Below are 17,355 nucleotides of genomic sequence, written 5' to 3' on the forward strand. Positions count from 1 at the left end.
GCCTTGCCTTGCTGGTGATGACGGCGATGAGTGCGTGTGCCACGCTGCCGCGCAACGGGCCGACCGGCAGCCAGATTACGCATGACGCGACCAAGGCGAACGATATCGGGTATCAACTCGTCGACATCGCGCCCGGTAACATCGCGGCGCTGTCGACTGTGGACGTGCCGAGCGGTGCGCTGGCCACGCTGGCGGCCGACGGCTTCGTCGACACTTTGGGGCCAGGCGATGTCCTGTCGGTCGAAATCTACGAAGTCGGCGTCTCGCTGTTCGGTGGCCGGGCGAGCATCGCCGGGGGCGCGGGCATGGCGGGTGGCGGCGAAGCGCCGTCCGCAAGTGGCGAGGCGCTCGGCGGTATCACTGTCGATCGCAACGGCAATATCACCGTGCCCTATGTCGGAACGATTCAGGTCACCGGGCTGACGCTCGCGCAGGTCCAGCAGAAGATTCTCGCCGGTCTGCGCGGCAAGTCGCAAAGCCCGCAAGTGATCGTTTCGCTGCGCAGCAACGTCGCGAATACCGTGGTCGTGATGGGCGCGGTCACCAATCCGCGTCGGATACCGTTGACGCTGGCGCGGGAACGTCTGCTGGATGTGATCGCGGATACGGGGGGCATTTCGCGTGCGGCGCAATCCGGTTCGTCGACCGCGACCGGGACCGGCACGCAGGATTCGATCGTCCGCTTTACCCGCTACGGTCGCACGGTGGAACAACCGCTCGACTCCATCGTGTCGGGGTCGCCGGACGATCTGGTGCTGCTCGGCGGGGACCGGATCGAGCTGATCCGGCAGCCGCGCACTTTCACCGTCTTCGGTGCGATCGACCGGATATCGCAGGTTCCTTTCGAAAGCCGCACGCTGACGCTGGCAGAGGCGTTGGCGCGTGCCGGCGGGCCGAACGACGGTCGTGCCGATCCCCGCTCGGTGTTCGTCTTCCGCTTGCCGGCCGGGGCGGCGCTTCAACCCAAGCAGGCCGGGGCGGCGCCCGTGACGGTCAAACCGATCGTCTACCGGATCGATATGCTGCGCGCGCAGAACTACTTCCTGGCGCAGCAGTTCGCGATGCGCGACAAGGACGTGGTGTATATCGCCAACGCCTCCGCCAACCAGCCGTTGAAGCTGGTCCAGGCGCTGGGTCAGCTGTTCTCGCCGGTCATCGCCGTCCAGAACGCTACGCGCTGATGACATGATCGGTGCGCCGCCGCGCACCGATCATGCATGGGCGGCCAAGCCCCGTGCCTGCAACGGGCGGCCATCGTTCGTGTCACCGATGTTTCGCGCGCCCGCGGTACGAGTTGCCCCGCGCCAAACAACGCCGGTTCGTGTCGGGCCTCGGTTCCGTTGCTGGGCTGGCAGCCACCGATCTCGTCTTTAATCGATACCGCTCATGCGCGCGGCAGCCTTGCCGTTTGTCCCCCCGTTCGGTCTAGGGGGAGTTCTTGCGGCAGGCCGCCTGCTGCGACAATCACCACGTGCTTCGGCAGACCTCCACGCGGGGCGCTCAGACGTGAGCGCACACCTTGGACGGACAACGTGGGGGAAAGAGGCGCGGCGTAGGAGCGGCGCGCCCGTCGGACGACCTGCCGGCCGGTGCGTCTCCACACCGGCCGGTGCGAGCCGTATCAGGCTGCGTGTTCGCGGACACCCGCGGTGATCAACCAGCCGATGCCATAGATCAGCAGGAGCGCGAGAAACGCGGTCAGGACGATCTTGGTACGCTCCGGATACAGCGCGCGGACCGGCAGATTGGCATCGACCACCGGCACGACATACAGCTGTTGTCGCCGGGCTTCGTCTTCGGCGCGCTGCAACGCCGCGGACGCCAGCTCGAACCGCTTGCCAGCCAATTCCTGGCGGATCTTGATGTTCTCGTAGGCCCCCATGCCGGCAGCGACATTGCCGGGCCCCTGCGACAATTTCGCGGTTTCCGCGTTGACCTGCCGGGAGAGTGCGGCAACGCGCTGCCGGGTCGCGACCAGCTGTGGGCTGTTGGGCGACAGGACCGCCGCCATCGACGATTCCTGCGCCCGGGCAACCGCAAGCTGGCCTTGCAGTTCGGATACCATGCTGGTCCGTGAGGTGCCCGTCACCTGCGGGTTGAAATCGCGCTCGTCTCGCCGGAATCGGGTGATCTGGCCCTGGACCTGGGCAAGGTTGGTTTCGGCTTCGCGGACCTGGCGCTGCGACGCGGCGACAGCATTGGCGTAATTGCGACGATTGAGCGTGTTCACCCGCGCTTCGCCCAGTTGGATCATCTCGCGGACAATCCGATAGGAATCCTCCGGTCGAAAGCTGCGCACCTTCAACGTGGTGATCCCCGTCTCGGTGCTGACCTCGACCTCGGCCTTGCCTTCAAAATATTTCTGGAGCTGTTCGGGCGTGGGATTCGCATACCACAGGCGCGAGACGATATCGGCCTCGGGACGCTGGAAACGCTGGGCAAGCCCGATCCGCGACTGCAAGGCAGCGACGGCATCGTGCGACTTTAGATAATCGGCGACCAGCAAGGCATCGCGCTCGGACGAAGCCCCGCCCACCAAACTCAATGCCTGGCCAAGTCCGCTCGGCGCAGCGGGTTGCGTATCCGATGTGCGCACGACGAAATGCGCCTCGGATACGTACTGATCGGCCGCAACCAGATAATAATAGGCAGCGATCAGCAGCGTTGGCGCGAGAACGATCAGGCACCAGTTGCGATGGGTACGCAGCCACCCAAGTAGCGCACCGCCGCGTCCTGACCGGTCCAATGAAGAAACGTTATCCAAGTCTAGTTACCTTAGTGAAGATGAATGCGACGCCGCGTCACCCGGATCGACACCAACCCGGCATATGTCAGCACGAGGCAGAAGCCGACGATGTAAGGAATATCGACATACGTATCCTTCGCGGCGCTGAATTGGCCGTAGCGAAGCAACTCGAAGACCGTGGTCAGCGGAAACCACGTAAGCCACGTTCGATACGGCTCGGGGATCCAAGCCAGCTGATAGAAGGCGCCCGATAGCGGCATCAATATGTAGGTAATGGGGTGTACAAATCGTGCCACCAGCCGATTGTCGTGCGTCCAGGCGCAGATCAGCAGCGAGACCGCAAACGAGAACCAGAAGATCAGGATGATCCCGATCAGGAGCTCCAACGGGCGTGCCGGCAACGATGCGAGATTGATGATCATGACGAAGCCGATCAGTACGGCATACGTGACGATCGTACCCGCGCCTTCGAGCAACGCACGCGCGAACATCATGTCGAAGATCGTGACGCGACGATGGTACAGCAGCGGCATGTTCGCTTCCAGCGCACCGTCAGCGCGCGTGACCATGCCGCGGAACATGATGAAAAGCGTGTACCCAAGGATAGCGAAGGGGATCGGGTTGATACCCGTCCCGTGGGACGATCCGCCACCGATATGCAGCAACGCGACTGCGCCTGCCAGCGTCATCGGCTCTAGGAAGATCCATAGATACCCGATATTCTCTCGACCGTAGCGGGTATGGAGTTCGCGCATCAGCAGCGCGCCGATCACATCGCCCTGCACCTTCAGGCCGCGCCAGAAGCCACGGTCTCCGGTCGACCCCGAGGTATCCGAAATCATCGTCATGCCCGAGCATCCACGGGGCGGGGGGAGGGCATGCGCGACGCATGTAATGCAGCAACGCGGCGCTGGCTTGCGCAAGACGGCTTGGCGTGGCGATACGGTGCGCCCCGCGGCCCACGTGAGGAAAGCACGTCAGCCATTTCAGCCTGCCCGAAAGAGTTGCATGTTCAGGAAACTGTCCATGGTCGCGCAATATCAGCAAATTGCGGTAGGGAAAGGGCACTTCCATCGATATCGCGTCGATTGAAGGCATTCTATGCCCTGCCTGTGCAACGCCGTCGCGATCGAAAAACACACCCTGCTCAGCACCAGGCGGCGTCTAGTCTACGATACACGCAGAGACAAGTTTACCCCATGCCGGATGCCGGGATTGGTTTGCCCACGCCGAACCGCAGCGGTTTTTCGTCGCATCCGCCGGTATGACGGACCATCCTGCCGGGTAAATGGTCGCCTTATGATGCGACCTGCCATAAGGCGACGCGCATGAATCAGTCTTCCGTTCTGTCGAGTATCGTATCTCGCCTTCATCGTCGATCGACCGCCGAGGCGGGCATCCGTCTGTTCCATCTCGAGCATCTGCTGACGCAGTCGCGTCAGCGCAACGAGGCGGTGATCCGTCAGCTCTGCGCCAACGCCTATCTTGGCGACAACCGCTCGCTGTGCCGGGTGCTGGGCCGGTACAAGATGATCGTCGATACGACCGACGTCGGCCTGTCGAGCCATCTGCTGCTCGACGGCTATTGGGAGATGTGGCTCACCGAGCTGCTGGCGACGCTGATCAAGCCGGGCATGAAGGTCGTCGATGTCGGCGCCAACCTCGGCTATTTCACCTTGCTGATGGCGGATCTGGTCGGGCCGACCGGCCATGTCCACGCGTTCGAACCGAACACCGATCTGGCGCGGCGGATGACGCAGAGCATCGCCATCAACGGCTTTCACGCTGTCGCAACGGTGTACGAGCAGGCGCTGGCCGACGCCGAGACCGACGTTGTGCTGGTCGTGCCGACCGACGAACCCAAGAACGGCCATCTGCTGCCCGCCGATCATCCGGTCTCGGACGATCAGGCGACCGAGACCCGCCTGATGCGGACCTGTCGGCTGGACAGCTTTGCCGCGTTGCTGGATGCCGATCTGATCAAGATCGACGCCGATACGTCCGAACTGGCGATCTGGCGCGGGATGGCGGGGATCCTGCAGGCGGCGCGGCCGCTGACGATCGTCCTCGAATTCGCGCGGATGCGATACGACGATCCGGGCGCGTTCATCGACCAGATCGTCGCGGATGGTTTCACGCTGGCGGAAATCACGCTGGAGGCCGGCATACAGCCGACCACCCGCGCTGCAATCCTGGCCGCACCGCCGACCGAAGACGTCATGCTGCTGCTGGTGCGCTGAACCGGGGGCGGCGGCACCCCCAGCGGCTCGCCGGACGGATATGAAGCCTCACCGGACGGATATGAAGCTATGTCCTCTACCGGCGTGGTAATGGACTCCGAAGATGTGGCAGGGCGGGAAAACCGGGATGGCGGGGCCGACCTGTTCAAATCGAGCTGGGGGATAAGGTTGTAGCAAACAGACGGATGGGGCTTGCCATGAAGTCACCGTTGCCGATGGCCTGTCTGTTCCTTCTGAGGGTCTGTGGCGGCGCTTCCTTGACCACGGCGTCCTCCCCTTCGCCGACCCCAACGCCGGCACCAACCCCAACGCCAGCCCCGACCCCGACCCCGTCTCCTTCGGCGTATCAGCCCGTATTCGATTTTACCCGCGATCGCAGTTTTACAGGGCTCGTCACGGCGAACACCACACAGGCCATGCCTGCGCGAGTCAGCTATGGCCTGTGCGATTCCGCAACGATTGCCTACTCCGCCGCTACGCGGGCGATCACCGCGTTCGGTACGACCATCGTACCGGGCATGACGGGCGCCAAACTCGCGCAGACCGGCGACCGCTGGTCTACACCTAATCTGATCGGGACCTCTCCCGCGACGCTCGACCTGACCGATCGTAGCGGAAACGACCTGCCTGGCGTCATCATCGGACGCGCAGGATAATTGCGAATACCGCGGCGCCGTTCATCTCGGGCCAGGTGGCGAGGGATCAACGACGCCGATCGCAGGAGCGGCGCCACCGATGGCGCGGCCTGCGAAATCGAAGTCCGTTACAAGCTTGAGGTTGAACAAGAAACCGGGACCCCTATGGGGTGTCAGCTTGGACGGCGCAGACGGCTATGGTAGCACAGGCGTTTCCGGTGGAGTATTGAATGCACGAGCTTGTCTGGGTCGCTGGCCATAACGGCATGGTAGGCAGTGCCGTTACGCGCGCGCTCAAAGCACAGGGACGGCGTGTGCTCACCGTCGACCGTGCGGATCTCGATCTTACCAATCAGCGCGACGTGCGCGACTGGGTTCAGCAGAACCAGCCCTCCTCGATCATCTTCTGCGCGGCCAAGGTCGGCGGGATCATGGCCAACGACACATTGCCCGCAGACTTCCTGTACGACAATCTGTGCATCCAGGTTAACACGATCAACGCTGCGCATCTTGCGGCAGTCAACAATCTGGTGTTTCTGGGGTCGTCCTGCATCTACCCGAAATTCGCCGAACAGCCGATCAAGGAGGATAGTCTCCTGACCGGCAGCCTGGAACCGACCAACGAATGGTACGCGATCGCCAAGATCGCCGGGTTGAAGATGTGCCAGGCGTATATGCGCCAATATGGCCGCAACTACATCTCGGTGATGCCGTGCAACCTGTACGGCCCGGGCGACAATTTCGACCTTCGCAGCAGCCATGTCATGCCCGCGCTGATCCGCAAGATCGTCAACGCCAAGCGCGAGGGAAGCCCGACCGTCCAGGTCTGGGGGTCGGGCAAGCCGATGCGCGAGTTCCTGCATGTCGACGATCTCGCCGCGGGCGTGGTCTTCTGCCACGACAACTACACCGACTATGAGCACATCAACTGCGGCAGTGGATCGGAAGTCACGATCCGCGAACTGGCGGAGACGATCGCGTCGGTGGTCGGCTACGAGGGCGACCTGGCGTTCGATACCAGCAAGCCCGACGGCACGCCTCGCAAGGTGATGGATTCGAGCCGCCTGCGCGCGCTTGGCTGGTCCCCCAAGATTGAACTCGTCGACGGCATCCGCTCGACGGTTGCCGCGTTCCTGGAGGCCTCCAGGGCCGAGTGAGGCCTGGGAGGATTTCAAGGCTGCCGAGTCCGGTACGGCGTCGCAGCCGGTAGGCGCCGGTGTGCAGGCGCCGTTTCGTAACCGCTCCTTTCGATCGCGAGAATGTGTTGATGACTATCGAGCATGACGTACCTGCAAACCAGATGGCCGATCTGGTACGGCAATTATATCGTGCGTTTCTCGGTCGGGCGCCGAGCGATGGCGAAGTGGTCGTGCACAGCGCATGTATCCAGCACGAGGGCGCGATGGCGGCCGTATTGGGGATCGCCCATAGTGAAGAAGCGATGGCTGTTCAGGCCCGAGCGGCCGAGCCAGCCCAGCCAAGCCTGCCCGAAGGGATGCTGGCGATCGATCGGGCCGACATTGCCGCGGTGGTGACGTACGCGCTCGAAGCGGCCAGGCACGATCCCCCCTCGGCCTATGAGGTGGGGTTGCGGGTCGCTGATTTCGAGCGCGGTACCGACCTCGCCGCGGTGCTCCGGGACGCCTTGCTCCCCCCCCAGCCGCTGCCGGATTCGGTAGAGGACGACGCCTCGATCGACCGGACGATCGAGATCATGTACCGGCTCGCGCTAGGCCGAATGCCTGGACCGAGAGACCTGGAAAACTGGCGTGGCGTGGCCAGTAACGGGGGCCGTCTGTCCAATGTGGTTTTCGGCATCGGCGAAAGTACCGAGGCCAAGCTGATCCGCGGCGCGCTCGACGTGGTGCCGGGTACGAAGGTCCAGCTCGCATTCGAAATCGTGCTGGGTCGCGGCGCCTCCGCGGCGGAGGTGGACCATTATCGACGCATGGTCGACAAGCAGGAACTCGATATCTCGCCGCTGGTCTGGCAGCTCTTCGGCGACGAGGCGCGCAAACGCCTGGCGCCGCCACAGCAGGCCAATAATCCCCATCTCGCGTATATATTCGGGTCGCGCGGCGCCGTGACCCTCGCGGATTGGCGGACCGATACAAAGGCGGTCGCCAAGACCGGCATCAGGCACGATGTCCTCGGCGCCGGAAGCGCGGTTCGTCTGCGGCCCACCGAAGACTGCGTCGTCAGTATCATCACCAGCCTTTATCGCGGTGGCGCGTTCATCCGTTCCTTCCTCGAGAACATGACGTCGCAGACGATCTTCAAGACGCATTGCGAACTGATCATCATCGATGCCAATTCCCCCGAGGGCGAGCAGGCGATCATCGAGGAATTCCAGCGGGACTTTCCCAACATCGTCTACAAGCGGATGGATGCGCGCGTCAGTATCTACGAAGCGTGGAATATCGGGGTCGGACTGGCCAGGGGGCGGTACCTCACCAATGCCAATGTCGACGATATCCGCCGCAACGACTCGTTCGAGATCCAGGCCGCGGTGCTCGACACGCTCGATTTCGTCGATGTGACCTATCAGGATGTCCTGTACTGCTTCGACCCCCGGTTGCCGTTCGACGAGATCGCGAAACGCGACTTCCGCAGCGACCTGCCGGTCGTCAGCCGGTATAATCTGATGGAGTTCAACAGTCCGCACAACGCGCCGATGTGGCGCGCCACGGTGCACCGCGACGTCGGCCTGTTCAACCAGTCGCTCCAGTCGGCCGCCGACTTCGAGTTCTGGTTGCGTTGCCGGGCGGCCGGCAAGATCTTCTATAAGGTGAACGAGGCTCATGCCGCCTATTTCGTCAATCCCGACGGCATGTCGACGCGCCCCGACACGCGCGGCGCTGTCGAAGCCAACGCGGTGTCGCGTGATCTCTATCGCAAGATCGTCTCGCCCATGCTCGTGATTTGCGACGACGAATTCCTCGTACGCGTCGAGGAGATCGACGCGGCACCCCTGCGCAAGGGGCGTCGCTACGATATCGTCCAGGCCGCGCTGCTTGCGCTTGGTACGCGACGCGAAGGAGTGGTGGCGTGAAGCTTCTTGTCGATGGTGTGTTCTTCCAGCTTGCCAGTTCGGGCATCGCCCGCGTCTGGCAGTCGGTCCTCCCCGCACTGGCCGCGATCGAGGGGATCGAGGTGCTGGTGCTTGACCGCGGCGGAATGCCGCCTCTCGAGGGCGTGATGCGGATCCCGTTTGCCACCTACAAGGATCTCTACACCGCGGACGACAGCGAGCTGATCCAGCGCATCTGCGACTTTTACGACATCGATGTCTTCACATCGACCTATTACACGACACCCTTGTCGACGCCGATGTTTCTGGTCGTCTACGACATGATCCCCGAGTTGTTCGAGTTCGATCTGACGCACCGCCATTGGCAGGAAAAGGCCGTCGCGATCGCTTATGCCAGGCGGCACATTGCAATCTCGCAGAGCACGCGCGAGGACCTGCTGACCTGCTATCCGACGCTCGATCACGTCGACGTCGCGCATCCGGGTTTCGACCGCGCGGTGTTCCACCCGGTCGACGAAGAGCGGGTCGCGGCGTTCCGGCAGCGGGTCGGTTTCGACCAGCGCCCCTATCTCGTGACGGTCGGTTCGCGCGAGCAGCATCTCAACTACAAGAACGGCGCTCTGCTGTTCGATACGGTGGCGACGTTCGGGATCGATGCGTTCGATATCCTGTGCATTGGCGGCGAGCCGACGATCGCGCTCGAAAAGCTTGCGGCACTGCCTCCGGCGGTGAAGGTCACGCGGATCCAGGTGTCCGACGATGATCTCGCGGCTGCGCTGTCGGGTGCGGCAGGCCTGATCTATCCCTCGCTGTACGAGGGCTTCGGCCTGCCGGTGCTCGAGGCGATGGCCTGCGGGTGCCCGGTCGTGACGACCGCGCGGGGATCGCTGCCCGAGGTGACGGGGGATGCCTGCGTGATCATCGACGGCACCTCCCGGCCGGAGATGGCGGCCGCACTCGCAAAGCTGACGTCGGCGTCGGTGCGTGCCGATCTGCGCCGCGCCGGTCTGGAGCAGGCCGCGCGGTTCGACTGGTCCACGCTAGTCTCGACGATCGCCGACGTGGCGCGCGAGACGGCCACGCTTGGTGACGATGCCGATTACCGGGCTTTTGCCGAGACCTGGCAGTCGCTCCGCCGACTGCAGGCGGCGGTCGACGTCAATACATGGGCGCCATCCGCGTGACGGTGATCGAAGCCGCGCGCGTCGCGTCGGTCGAAAAGGTTCTGCAGGGATGGATCAACGTCGACCGGGTGATCATGCAAATGCCCGATGGCGCCCTGGTCGAGCGGCATGTCGAGGATCACGGACCCGGCGTGGCCGTGCTGCCCTATGATGCCGAGCGCCGGACCGCCCTGCTCATTTCGCAGCCGCGGGCCGCGGTGATGCTCGGCGGGGCCGGCTCGGTACTCGAGGTGATCGCAGGCCGGCTCGACGATGCCGATCCGGCCACGCGTATCCGTGCCGAAGCGATGGAAGAGGCAGGCGTCGAACTCGGCGCGCTCGAGCATGTCGTCTGTCTGTGGACGATGCCGTCAATTTCGACCGAACGTCTGGATCTATTCCTTGCCCCCTATACTATGGCGGATCGAACCGGCCAAGGTGGCGGGTGTGACGACGAGCACGAGAATATCATGGTCCACGAACTCCCGCTGGCGCGGCTGGCGCAGGATGCCGACAACGGGCAACTGCTCGACGGCAAGACGCTGATTCTCGTCCAGACGCTGCGCCTGCGTCGGCCGGATCTGTTCGCTTGAAAAAGGCCTATGTGGCGCTTGCCGATCGTGTTCGACTGCTCCTTCAAGGGTCGGCCGCCTTGCCGCAATCGCATTTCGACGAGCCGGTCGAAACGACTGACGACCGGCGCACGCCGCAGCAGCTGCCGGAACCAGGCCAGCGACGCTTCCTGATCGTCACGCCCGTCTTCAATGCCGAGGCATTCATCGACGAGGCGATCGCCTCGGTGCTGGCACAGGGGCATCCCGGCTACGCGCTTCATTATCACGTCCAGGACGGGGGCTCGACCGACGGCACGCTGGACAAGCTGCGCGCGTGGGACCGCCGATTGCGCGAGGGCCTCTACATCCCTCATGCGGGCGACATCGTCTTCAGCTTCGAGTCCGAGCGCGATGGCGGGATGTACGACGCGTTGCAGCGTGGGTTTGCCCGACTGGCGCCGCAGGACACCGATATCCTGACCTGGATCAACAGCGACGACGGCTTAGCGCAAGGCGCGCTGGTCACCGTGGGCGGCGTTTTCGAGAACATACCCGGGTGTGAATTCCTCAGCGGCCGGACCGCCCTGCTCAACGAAGCGGGCGCGGTGATCGTCCTGGCCCCGGCGCTTCCCTACGCGCGCAAGGCCCTGGCCGACGGCCTTCACGATGGTCGCACGCTGTCGTTCCTGATGCAGGAAGGGACCTTTTTCTCGGGACGGGTCTGGAACGCGGTCGGGGGCGTCGATCCGGCGTTTCGTCTGGCCGGCGACTGGGATCTCTGGCGCCGCATGGCGCGCGTCGCCGGGCACTACACCGTCGACTCGCTGACGGGGTATCATCGCCGTCGCGTCGGGCAGTTGTCGGGGGATATGGACGCCTATCGGCGGGAGATCGATACCGCCGCGGCCCTGTCGGACACGAGCCGGCTGAGCGTGCTCGGCACGATCGTCACGTTCGACCAGGCGAGCGCGCGGTGGATCGAGACCGCCTACGACCCCGCGATGCTCACGGCCCCTGCGCTCCTGCGCGACGGTCGACCGGAACTCAGCGCGGTCTGTCGTCCGGTGGCGGGGTTCGCTGCACCGGAAGGACCATATCCGCAATATCAGCTCCCAGGCGGTATTCGCTGGATCGAGGGTTGCCGCGCCGAAATCTCCATCCTCGTACGCGCGACCGGCCGCTATCGGCTCCGTTTGACGCTGCGGGCGAGCCGCAAGGATATCGTCATCGGTCTCGGTATCGGCACGCGCGAACCGCAGCCGATCACGCTCGAGCCACCCATCCCCCTGGTCGATCAGGTGATCGAGACCGTGCGGTGGCTCGAACAGGGTGAAAACAGCCTGTTCATCGGCTATGATGGCGCTCCCGACGCACGATCCATATTGCTGATCCGGTGCGAAGCGACGAGTACTGACGAGGCGTTCCTGCGCCGACCGGTCCTTCCCCCCGCCCAGCCGACGCGGCCCGATCGTCCGGCGCTGGCGATCGCGATCCTGTGCGAGGACGACGAGCCCGATCTGCTCGACCTGAGTCTCGCCGGCTGCGACGCGGTCGCACCGGCGGGCACGGCGATTTTCGTCGTCCGCGATCCGCAAAGCGCGGCGCTGGACCGCGTCGTCCGTGCCCGGGGCGATCGTATCGCCGGCTGCATCGATAGTGGCGGTTCGCGCATCGAGTTGGCGCTGGTGCGGCAGATGCTCCACGCCGCAGGCCACGCCGACGTGCTGATCCTGCAGCGCGGGTCCGTGGTGACGCCGCGCGGTATCGACGCGGCCGCGGCGCTGCTCGACGCGACCGGTGCCGGCGCTGCGGCCGGGTTCGTCGACGCGCGGGATTCGATGGGCCGCTCGCTGCACTTGTCGGGTACGCCGGGGGCTGCACCCGTCTTGTACCGCGCCACGGCGGAAACGACCGCGGTGCTCCGGGTCGGCAGCGCGCTCGCCCAGACCGTCGCGACAAGCATCGAACCGCGCGATCCGTCGGTGATATGGGTGCTCGACGGCGACCAACCGATGCTCGGACGGACGCCGGCCGCGCTGTTGGCGGCGGGTCTGGCGCTGCTTGGCTATGACGCGCGACACGTCGTCGTCGGCGCGGGTCCAGTACCGATGCTACCGCCCGGTGCCCTGAGCATCGCCTCGCACGGGCTCGCCGATCGATCCGCTGCGACGATGACGATCACCCAGGATGGCGGCAAGCTTCGTCTTGCCCGCGAGGGCGACTGGGCGGTCGACCTGCCGTTGGCGGTGGATACCGATCTGCTCCTCCCGCGCAATCGACGCGAGGCGCGCGAGCGTCTCGGCTTTGCCCTCGACGAGCGGATCGTCTGCATCGCGGAGCCATCCGCGGAAGCCGCGGATACCGCAATCGCGCACGTGGCGGCGATGGTGGATGGCCCGTCGCGGATCCTGAATTTCGGCCATAGTCCGTCCGCGCCGGTGCCGGGATGCGCGGTGCTTGCGCTGGGCACGGTCGCCGATCCGCTGTTGCTGTCGTATCTGCTCAGCGCCGCGGATGCCGCGGTCGTCGCCGAGCGTGGTGGAACGATGCTCGCAGGCGCGGCATGGGCCTGCGGGCTCATGGTCCTCGACCAGAGCGGGGCGGTCCTGCGCCCCGACGGCGATCTCGATGATGCGGGGATCGCGCCGCAAGGCCGGCAGGCCATGGCGGAAGATGCATGGCGATTGCGCGACCTGATCGTGGCCACGCGCTCGCTGGTCGCGCTCGCCAGCGCGATCGACGAGCGTTGTCCCGATTTTCGCGGTATCGGCGGATCGTCGCCCCTGCATTTGCGCGGCGGAGCGGTATGGGTACGATCCTATCGGGATACCGATCAACCCGGCTGGTTCGATCCGATCGCCGGGTCCGCAACGCTCGCCGTGCTGGGCAATGAACGACCCTTTATCGGCGCGGACGGCGAAAACGGCCTGTCGATCGGCGGACGCGAGGCGGAGATCGTCGCCTGCTTCGACCATGCCGACGTTTCGGGCCTGCGGCTGCATCTCCGGGGAACGCCGGGTGACGCAGGAACCGTTTATGCCGGCGACGGTGCAGCGGCCTTCTGTCTCGGCGAGGACGGTGTCGATACGGTATTGGTGGCCGGCGTCTACGATGCTGGCCCGACCCGTGTCAGGGTCGAGCGGCATGGTGGCGCCGACCTCCCGCTCCTCCACGTGATCGGGCTGAGCGCGACCGGCAAGGCGGTATCGATGACGCCAGGCTGGGAAGAGACCAGGCTTTCGCTCGTCCCCGCGGCTGCCTGGCCGACGCCGGTGCTGGAGATGGATGGCGACTGGCAACGCCTGACGGGTTTTCTGCCCGAAGAGCCGGCGGTGCCGCAGGAGGGACTGCATGCGCCCTTCCGGTGGAGTTTTGGCTATGATTGCCAGATCCGGATGCGGGCAATGGTCGGCGGACCGCGAAAATTACGGCTGGCTATGGCTGCGGGCATCCGCGATCAGCGCGTGCGGCCGGTGATTGCGGGCCGGGCCTATGACTGGTGCGCGCCCCTGGCGGGGCCGATCGGTCACGTCGAACGTCGCACGTGGCTGGTGGACTGGCCGACGGGAGATGTCGACATAACGTTGGAACTCAGCGACGTGCTGCGTCCGCCTGGGCAGGAGCTTGGCTTCATTTTATGCGAAGCCATGGTAGAACCCTCTTGAGAACAGGCACGGTTCGCCCCCTGTTGAGTCAAGGCTGAGCCCTGTCTTCTCCATGGGAGGCGGGGCTATTCGCCAATATCAGGATACATGGGTGCAGTGATGACACGATATAGAACCAGCGAAAATCCGCATGGACTATAGTTCGATCATAAAAATGCCGACACCCGGTGTCGGTAGCGAGTCTTTTGTCTTTTCCGTGCACAAGGCCGGAAGCTCTTTGCTTTTTGGCATGCTGGAAGATATCTGTAGCAGGTGCAATCTGCCGGCAATATCGATACCTGACATCTTGTTCCTAGAAGGTATCGGGGATGACAACTGGCAATCAGACGAAGATATCATCCCGATGTTCACATCGGGATATATCTATTTCGGGTTTAGGTTGTTTCCCGCAATCTTGGAAAATTACGCACGGCTTGGCGAAGTCAACAAGGTGTTTCTCATAAGAGACCCCAGGGACATACTGACGTCGCAATATTTTTCATTTGGTGGAAAGCATTTTTCCCACAGGCTTCCCAATAACAATGCCGAAGAGCTGGTCGAATATCACAGGCGCGATAGCCATATGGGCATCGACGAATATGTGCTCGCTCATGCAGACGTGCTGCATCAAAAAATACGTCAATACAGAGAAAAGATATTCGACAAAAACCTACTCATGGTCAGGTACGAAGATATTTTCTTTCAAAAGTCGGTCTGGCTAGATCGGATCATGACCCATATCGGATTTCCGATAAGTAAAGACATTATAGATGTTGTGGCTAATGGACATGACATTCGCCCGGTCGTGGAGGATCCGACAAAGCATATCCGTCGCGGAACGCCGGGCGATTATGGCAACAAGCTGCAACAGGATACTATAGAAAAGCTGACGGTGAAATTTCGCGACTTGATGGGCGATTTTGGATATAATCTCTAGGTTCCGTACGGATATTCGGGGGAGTCCGATCCTTTGGCCCGGTTGGCCGGGGTTATGGATATTGCCCTGCCCGGTAGCCGTTCCTACAGCGTGATCTCGATCTTTTCGACGATCACTTCGCCGATAACCGGTGCGATCGTGATCCATATATTCTCAGCGGCATTCGGCAGCGGCCAGGATAGGATCGCCGGTATACCGGGCCGGATACGACACGTCCGCTCGACGCCGTCCATCCCGACTTCGGCGGTGGCATCGTCCCGTCCCGGCGCGAAATGAATATGCAGCATTGCGCCGTGCCGACCGGCCCAATGGAACCACAGCGCCGCATCGTCCCCGTCGATCCTGCACCCCGAAAGACCGGGTGACTGCCATGCCCGGCCATGGCGGAGTGCTTCGCCCTGCCATGCCTCTGTCGACGGTCGATCCAGCCTGCCTGTCTCCAGCCTGTCCGTCTCCAGCCTGTCCGTCTGGTGCGGGAGTGCCAGGGTCCATGTCCCGGCATCGGCGAGGCGAGGCAGCGTATCCTGCACGCGCGACGCGACGCTCGTTGCCTGGGCGACGACATCCTGCGCGATCCCGCGCCAGGTGCGCGGTACATAGTCCTGACGGATCGCCGCTTCGGCGCCGAGCCGCGTCGGCGCGTCCAGCAGCGCACGGACCGTCGCGGTGATAGCGTCGGCATCGTCAGGATCGAAATAATGTGCGAACCGCCCGCCGGCTTCGGGAAGCGACGACACGCGCGAGATCGCCGGAACCTTGCCGTACGACAGCGCTTCGGAGACCGGCAGCCCCCATCCCTCGTAGAAGCTGGGGTACAGCGCGAACAGGCAATGCTCGTAGAGCGCGGCCAGGGTGTCGTCGGGAATCCCGTGCAGGATAAGGACCATGCGCCGCAGCGCCGGCCGCTCGCGCAGCATGCGGTGCAGATCCTCGTTGAGCCAGCCGCGACCACCGACGCAGACGAGCCGGGGAACGCGCGCCTCGCCCAGCGTATCGGCAAGCGCCAGCCACGCTTCGAACGCGGTCCGATGGTTCTTGCGGGGCTCGAGCGTCGAGACGAGCAGCACGTAGCTGCCCGCTTCAAGGCCATAAACGTGCAGCGAAGCGGCATCGGCTGCAGCCTGGCGGAAATCGCCGTCGAGGCGGACGACCGGCACCGATGCCGGTGGGACAGGCGCTCGCCATTCCGCCGAGACACGCACCAGATCCGCGCGCGTGGCTTGCGAAATCGCCAGGAACCCGTCGGCGGAATGGAGCAGCGACCCGAACCAGGCGCGATAATCGCGGACCAGCGATTGCATGAACCATTGCGGCCCGATCAGGGGGATCAGGTCGAACACCAGTGGGACGTACACCACCCCGTCACGCGCGCGGACGTTGCGGACATCGAGCAGATAGTTCCGATCCGCCCACGACGTCCCCAGGTTCACCAACACGGTCGACGGTAACGCGGTCGACGGTAACGCGGTCGACGGGGAAAATCGCAGCGTCCGCGCGACGGCAATCTTCCGGTACATCCGGTCGAGCTGGCGGGTCCAGGCCGGGTCTTGGACGTCGTCGCTTTGCTTGGCCAGCCGGCAGAGCGTGTCGAAATGCTCGTGCGACAGCCCGATCCAGCCCCGCCTCGCGCTCGAATAGACGCAGAATACCGGCCGTGGATCGAACATCTGCTCGAGGCCGACCAGCGACACTTCTATCTGAACGCGCTGGATGCCGGTGGGCAGCCGGCGCTGGCCGAAAAAGGCGAGCAGGTCGGTCACGTCGAGCACCACCGCCCCCGCGGGCAATTGACCCGTATCGTTCGATATCCGGTCGTTCGGCTCGATCTCCAGGACGTCGAGCACGGTCGACCACAATGCCGGCTCGATATCGTCGCGATCGGGGAGAAGGCGCACGAGTTCGGAGACCGCCTGCAGATTATGGCGGTCGCGTTGCAGGGCAGCGATGAAATACTCCGCTGCATCGATCGGCTGGCGCCATGCTTTTGCCAGATGACCGAGCCGAAGGAGCGGTTCGGTATCATCGGGTCTCAGGCGCGCGGCTTCCTCATAGGCGCGGGTGGCCTGGTCGATGTCACCCGCCTCTTTTTGCATATGGCCGAGTTGCACCCACACATGCTGGAGATGCGGTTCGCGCGTCAGCGCATGGCGGTAGGCGATGGCCGCGTCGCGCCAGTCCTGCCGGTCTCGCGCGGCATTTCCCGCGCGGATATGACGGGCTGTGGCGCGGTGTACACGGATGCCGTTCGAGCGCGCGCTGAGCGGTAATTGCGCGGATACGCGGATCCACCACCATTTGATTGATCGCATGATGCCGGCCCTAGCGCGCCGGAAAGGCGGCTGACAGAGGTTTTAGGGCGCCGACCGGTGAAGTGCCCTGATGATCGGGGCACGCCCCTGCCGGCT

The 17,355-nt window shown here is 63.9% G+C and carries 12 protein-coding genes; 9 read left to right on the plus strand and 3 right to left on the minus strand.

Translation table 11 applies throughout. From position 1 onward, the window contains the following. Positions 1-17 precede the first annotated feature (17 nt). On the plus strand, positions 18-1,181 hold the full coding sequence (locus ACLBWL_RS17440; protein ID WP_447795184.1) for a polysaccharide biosynthesis/export family protein: 1,164 nt from the start codon (positions 18-20) through the stop codon (positions 1,179-1,181). Between the two features lie 440 nt (positions 1,182-1,621). Here ACLBWL_RS17440 and ACLBWL_RS17445 read toward each other — a convergent pair whose 3' ends face one another. Further along, positions 1,622-2,746 (minus strand): lipopolysaccharide biosynthesis protein, encoded by a 1,125-nt coding sequence (locus ACLBWL_RS17445; RefSeq protein WP_447795186.1) that lies wholly within the window; start codon positions 2,744-2,746, stop codon positions 1,622-1,624. Positions 2,747-2,775: 29 nt separating this feature from the next. Next, on the minus strand, positions 2,776-3,594 hold the full coding sequence (locus ACLBWL_RS17450) for an ABC transporter permease (RefSeq protein WP_332801389.1): 819 nt from the start codon (positions 3,592-3,594) through the stop codon (positions 2,776-2,778). A gap of 480 nt (positions 3,595-4,074) precedes the next feature. Between ACLBWL_RS17450 and ACLBWL_RS17455 the strand changes: the two genes are divergently transcribed. From ACLBWL_RS17455 to ACLBWL_RS17490, 8 genes are all read left to right on the plus strand, one after another. After that, complete coding sequence (locus tag ACLBWL_RS17455) at positions 4,075-4,986, plus strand: FkbM family methyltransferase (protein ID WP_447795188.1); 912 nt, start codon at positions 4,075-4,077, stop codon at positions 4,984-4,986. 416 nt (positions 4,987-5,402) lie between these two features. Continuing rightward, positions 5,403-5,642 (plus strand): hypothetical protein, encoded by a 240-nt coding sequence (locus ACLBWL_RS17460; protein ID WP_447795190.1) that lies wholly within the window; start codon positions 5,403-5,405, stop codon positions 5,640-5,642. 209 nt (positions 5,643-5,851) lie between these two features. Continuing rightward, entirely contained in the window at positions 5,852-6,778 is a 927-nt protein-coding gene (locus ACLBWL_RS17465) for a GDP-L-fucose synthase family protein (RefSeq protein WP_447795192.1), read from the plus strand. Positions 6,779-6,888: 110 nt separating this feature from the next. Further along, a complete protein-coding gene (locus tag ACLBWL_RS17470; protein WP_447795194.1) occupies positions 6,889-8,673 on the plus strand; it encodes a glycosyltransferase in 1,785 nt (594 codons plus the stop codon). After that, on the plus strand, positions 8,670-9,836 hold the full coding sequence (locus ACLBWL_RS17475; protein WP_447795196.1) for a glycosyltransferase family 4 protein: 1,167 nt from the start codon (positions 8,670-8,672) through the stop codon (positions 9,834-9,836). Before ACLBWL_RS17470 ends, ACLBWL_RS17475 begins: the two co-directional genes overlap by 4 nt. Beyond that, positions 9,818-10,408, plus strand: coding sequence for an ADP-ribose pyrophosphatase (locus ACLBWL_RS17480; RefSeq protein ID WP_447795198.1), 591 nt, complete (start codon positions 9,818-9,820; stop codon positions 10,406-10,408). Before ACLBWL_RS17475 ends, ACLBWL_RS17480 begins: the two co-directional genes overlap by 19 nt. Next, positions 10,405-14,034 (plus strand): glycosyltransferase, encoded by a 3,630-nt coding sequence (locus tag ACLBWL_RS17485; protein WP_447795200.1) that lies wholly within the window; start codon positions 10,405-10,407, stop codon positions 14,032-14,034. The genes ACLBWL_RS17480 and ACLBWL_RS17485 overlap by 4 nt, the downstream gene beginning before the upstream one ends. Before the next feature lie 130 nt (positions 14,035-14,164). Beyond that, positions 14,165-14,950 (plus strand): sulfotransferase domain-containing protein, encoded by a 786-nt coding sequence (locus tag ACLBWL_RS17490; RefSeq protein ID WP_447795202.1) that lies wholly within the window; start codon positions 14,165-14,167, stop codon positions 14,948-14,950. 83 nt (positions 14,951-15,033) lie between these two features. Here ACLBWL_RS17490 and ACLBWL_RS17495 read toward each other — a convergent pair whose 3' ends face one another. Beyond that, positions 15,034-17,259, minus strand: coding sequence for a glycosyltransferase (locus ACLBWL_RS17495; RefSeq protein WP_447795204.1), 2,226 nt, complete (start codon positions 17,257-17,259; stop codon positions 15,034-15,036). Positions 17,260-17,355: the final 96 nt, after the last annotated feature.

The organism is Sphingomonas sp. M1A8_2b, from assembly GCF_053345535.1.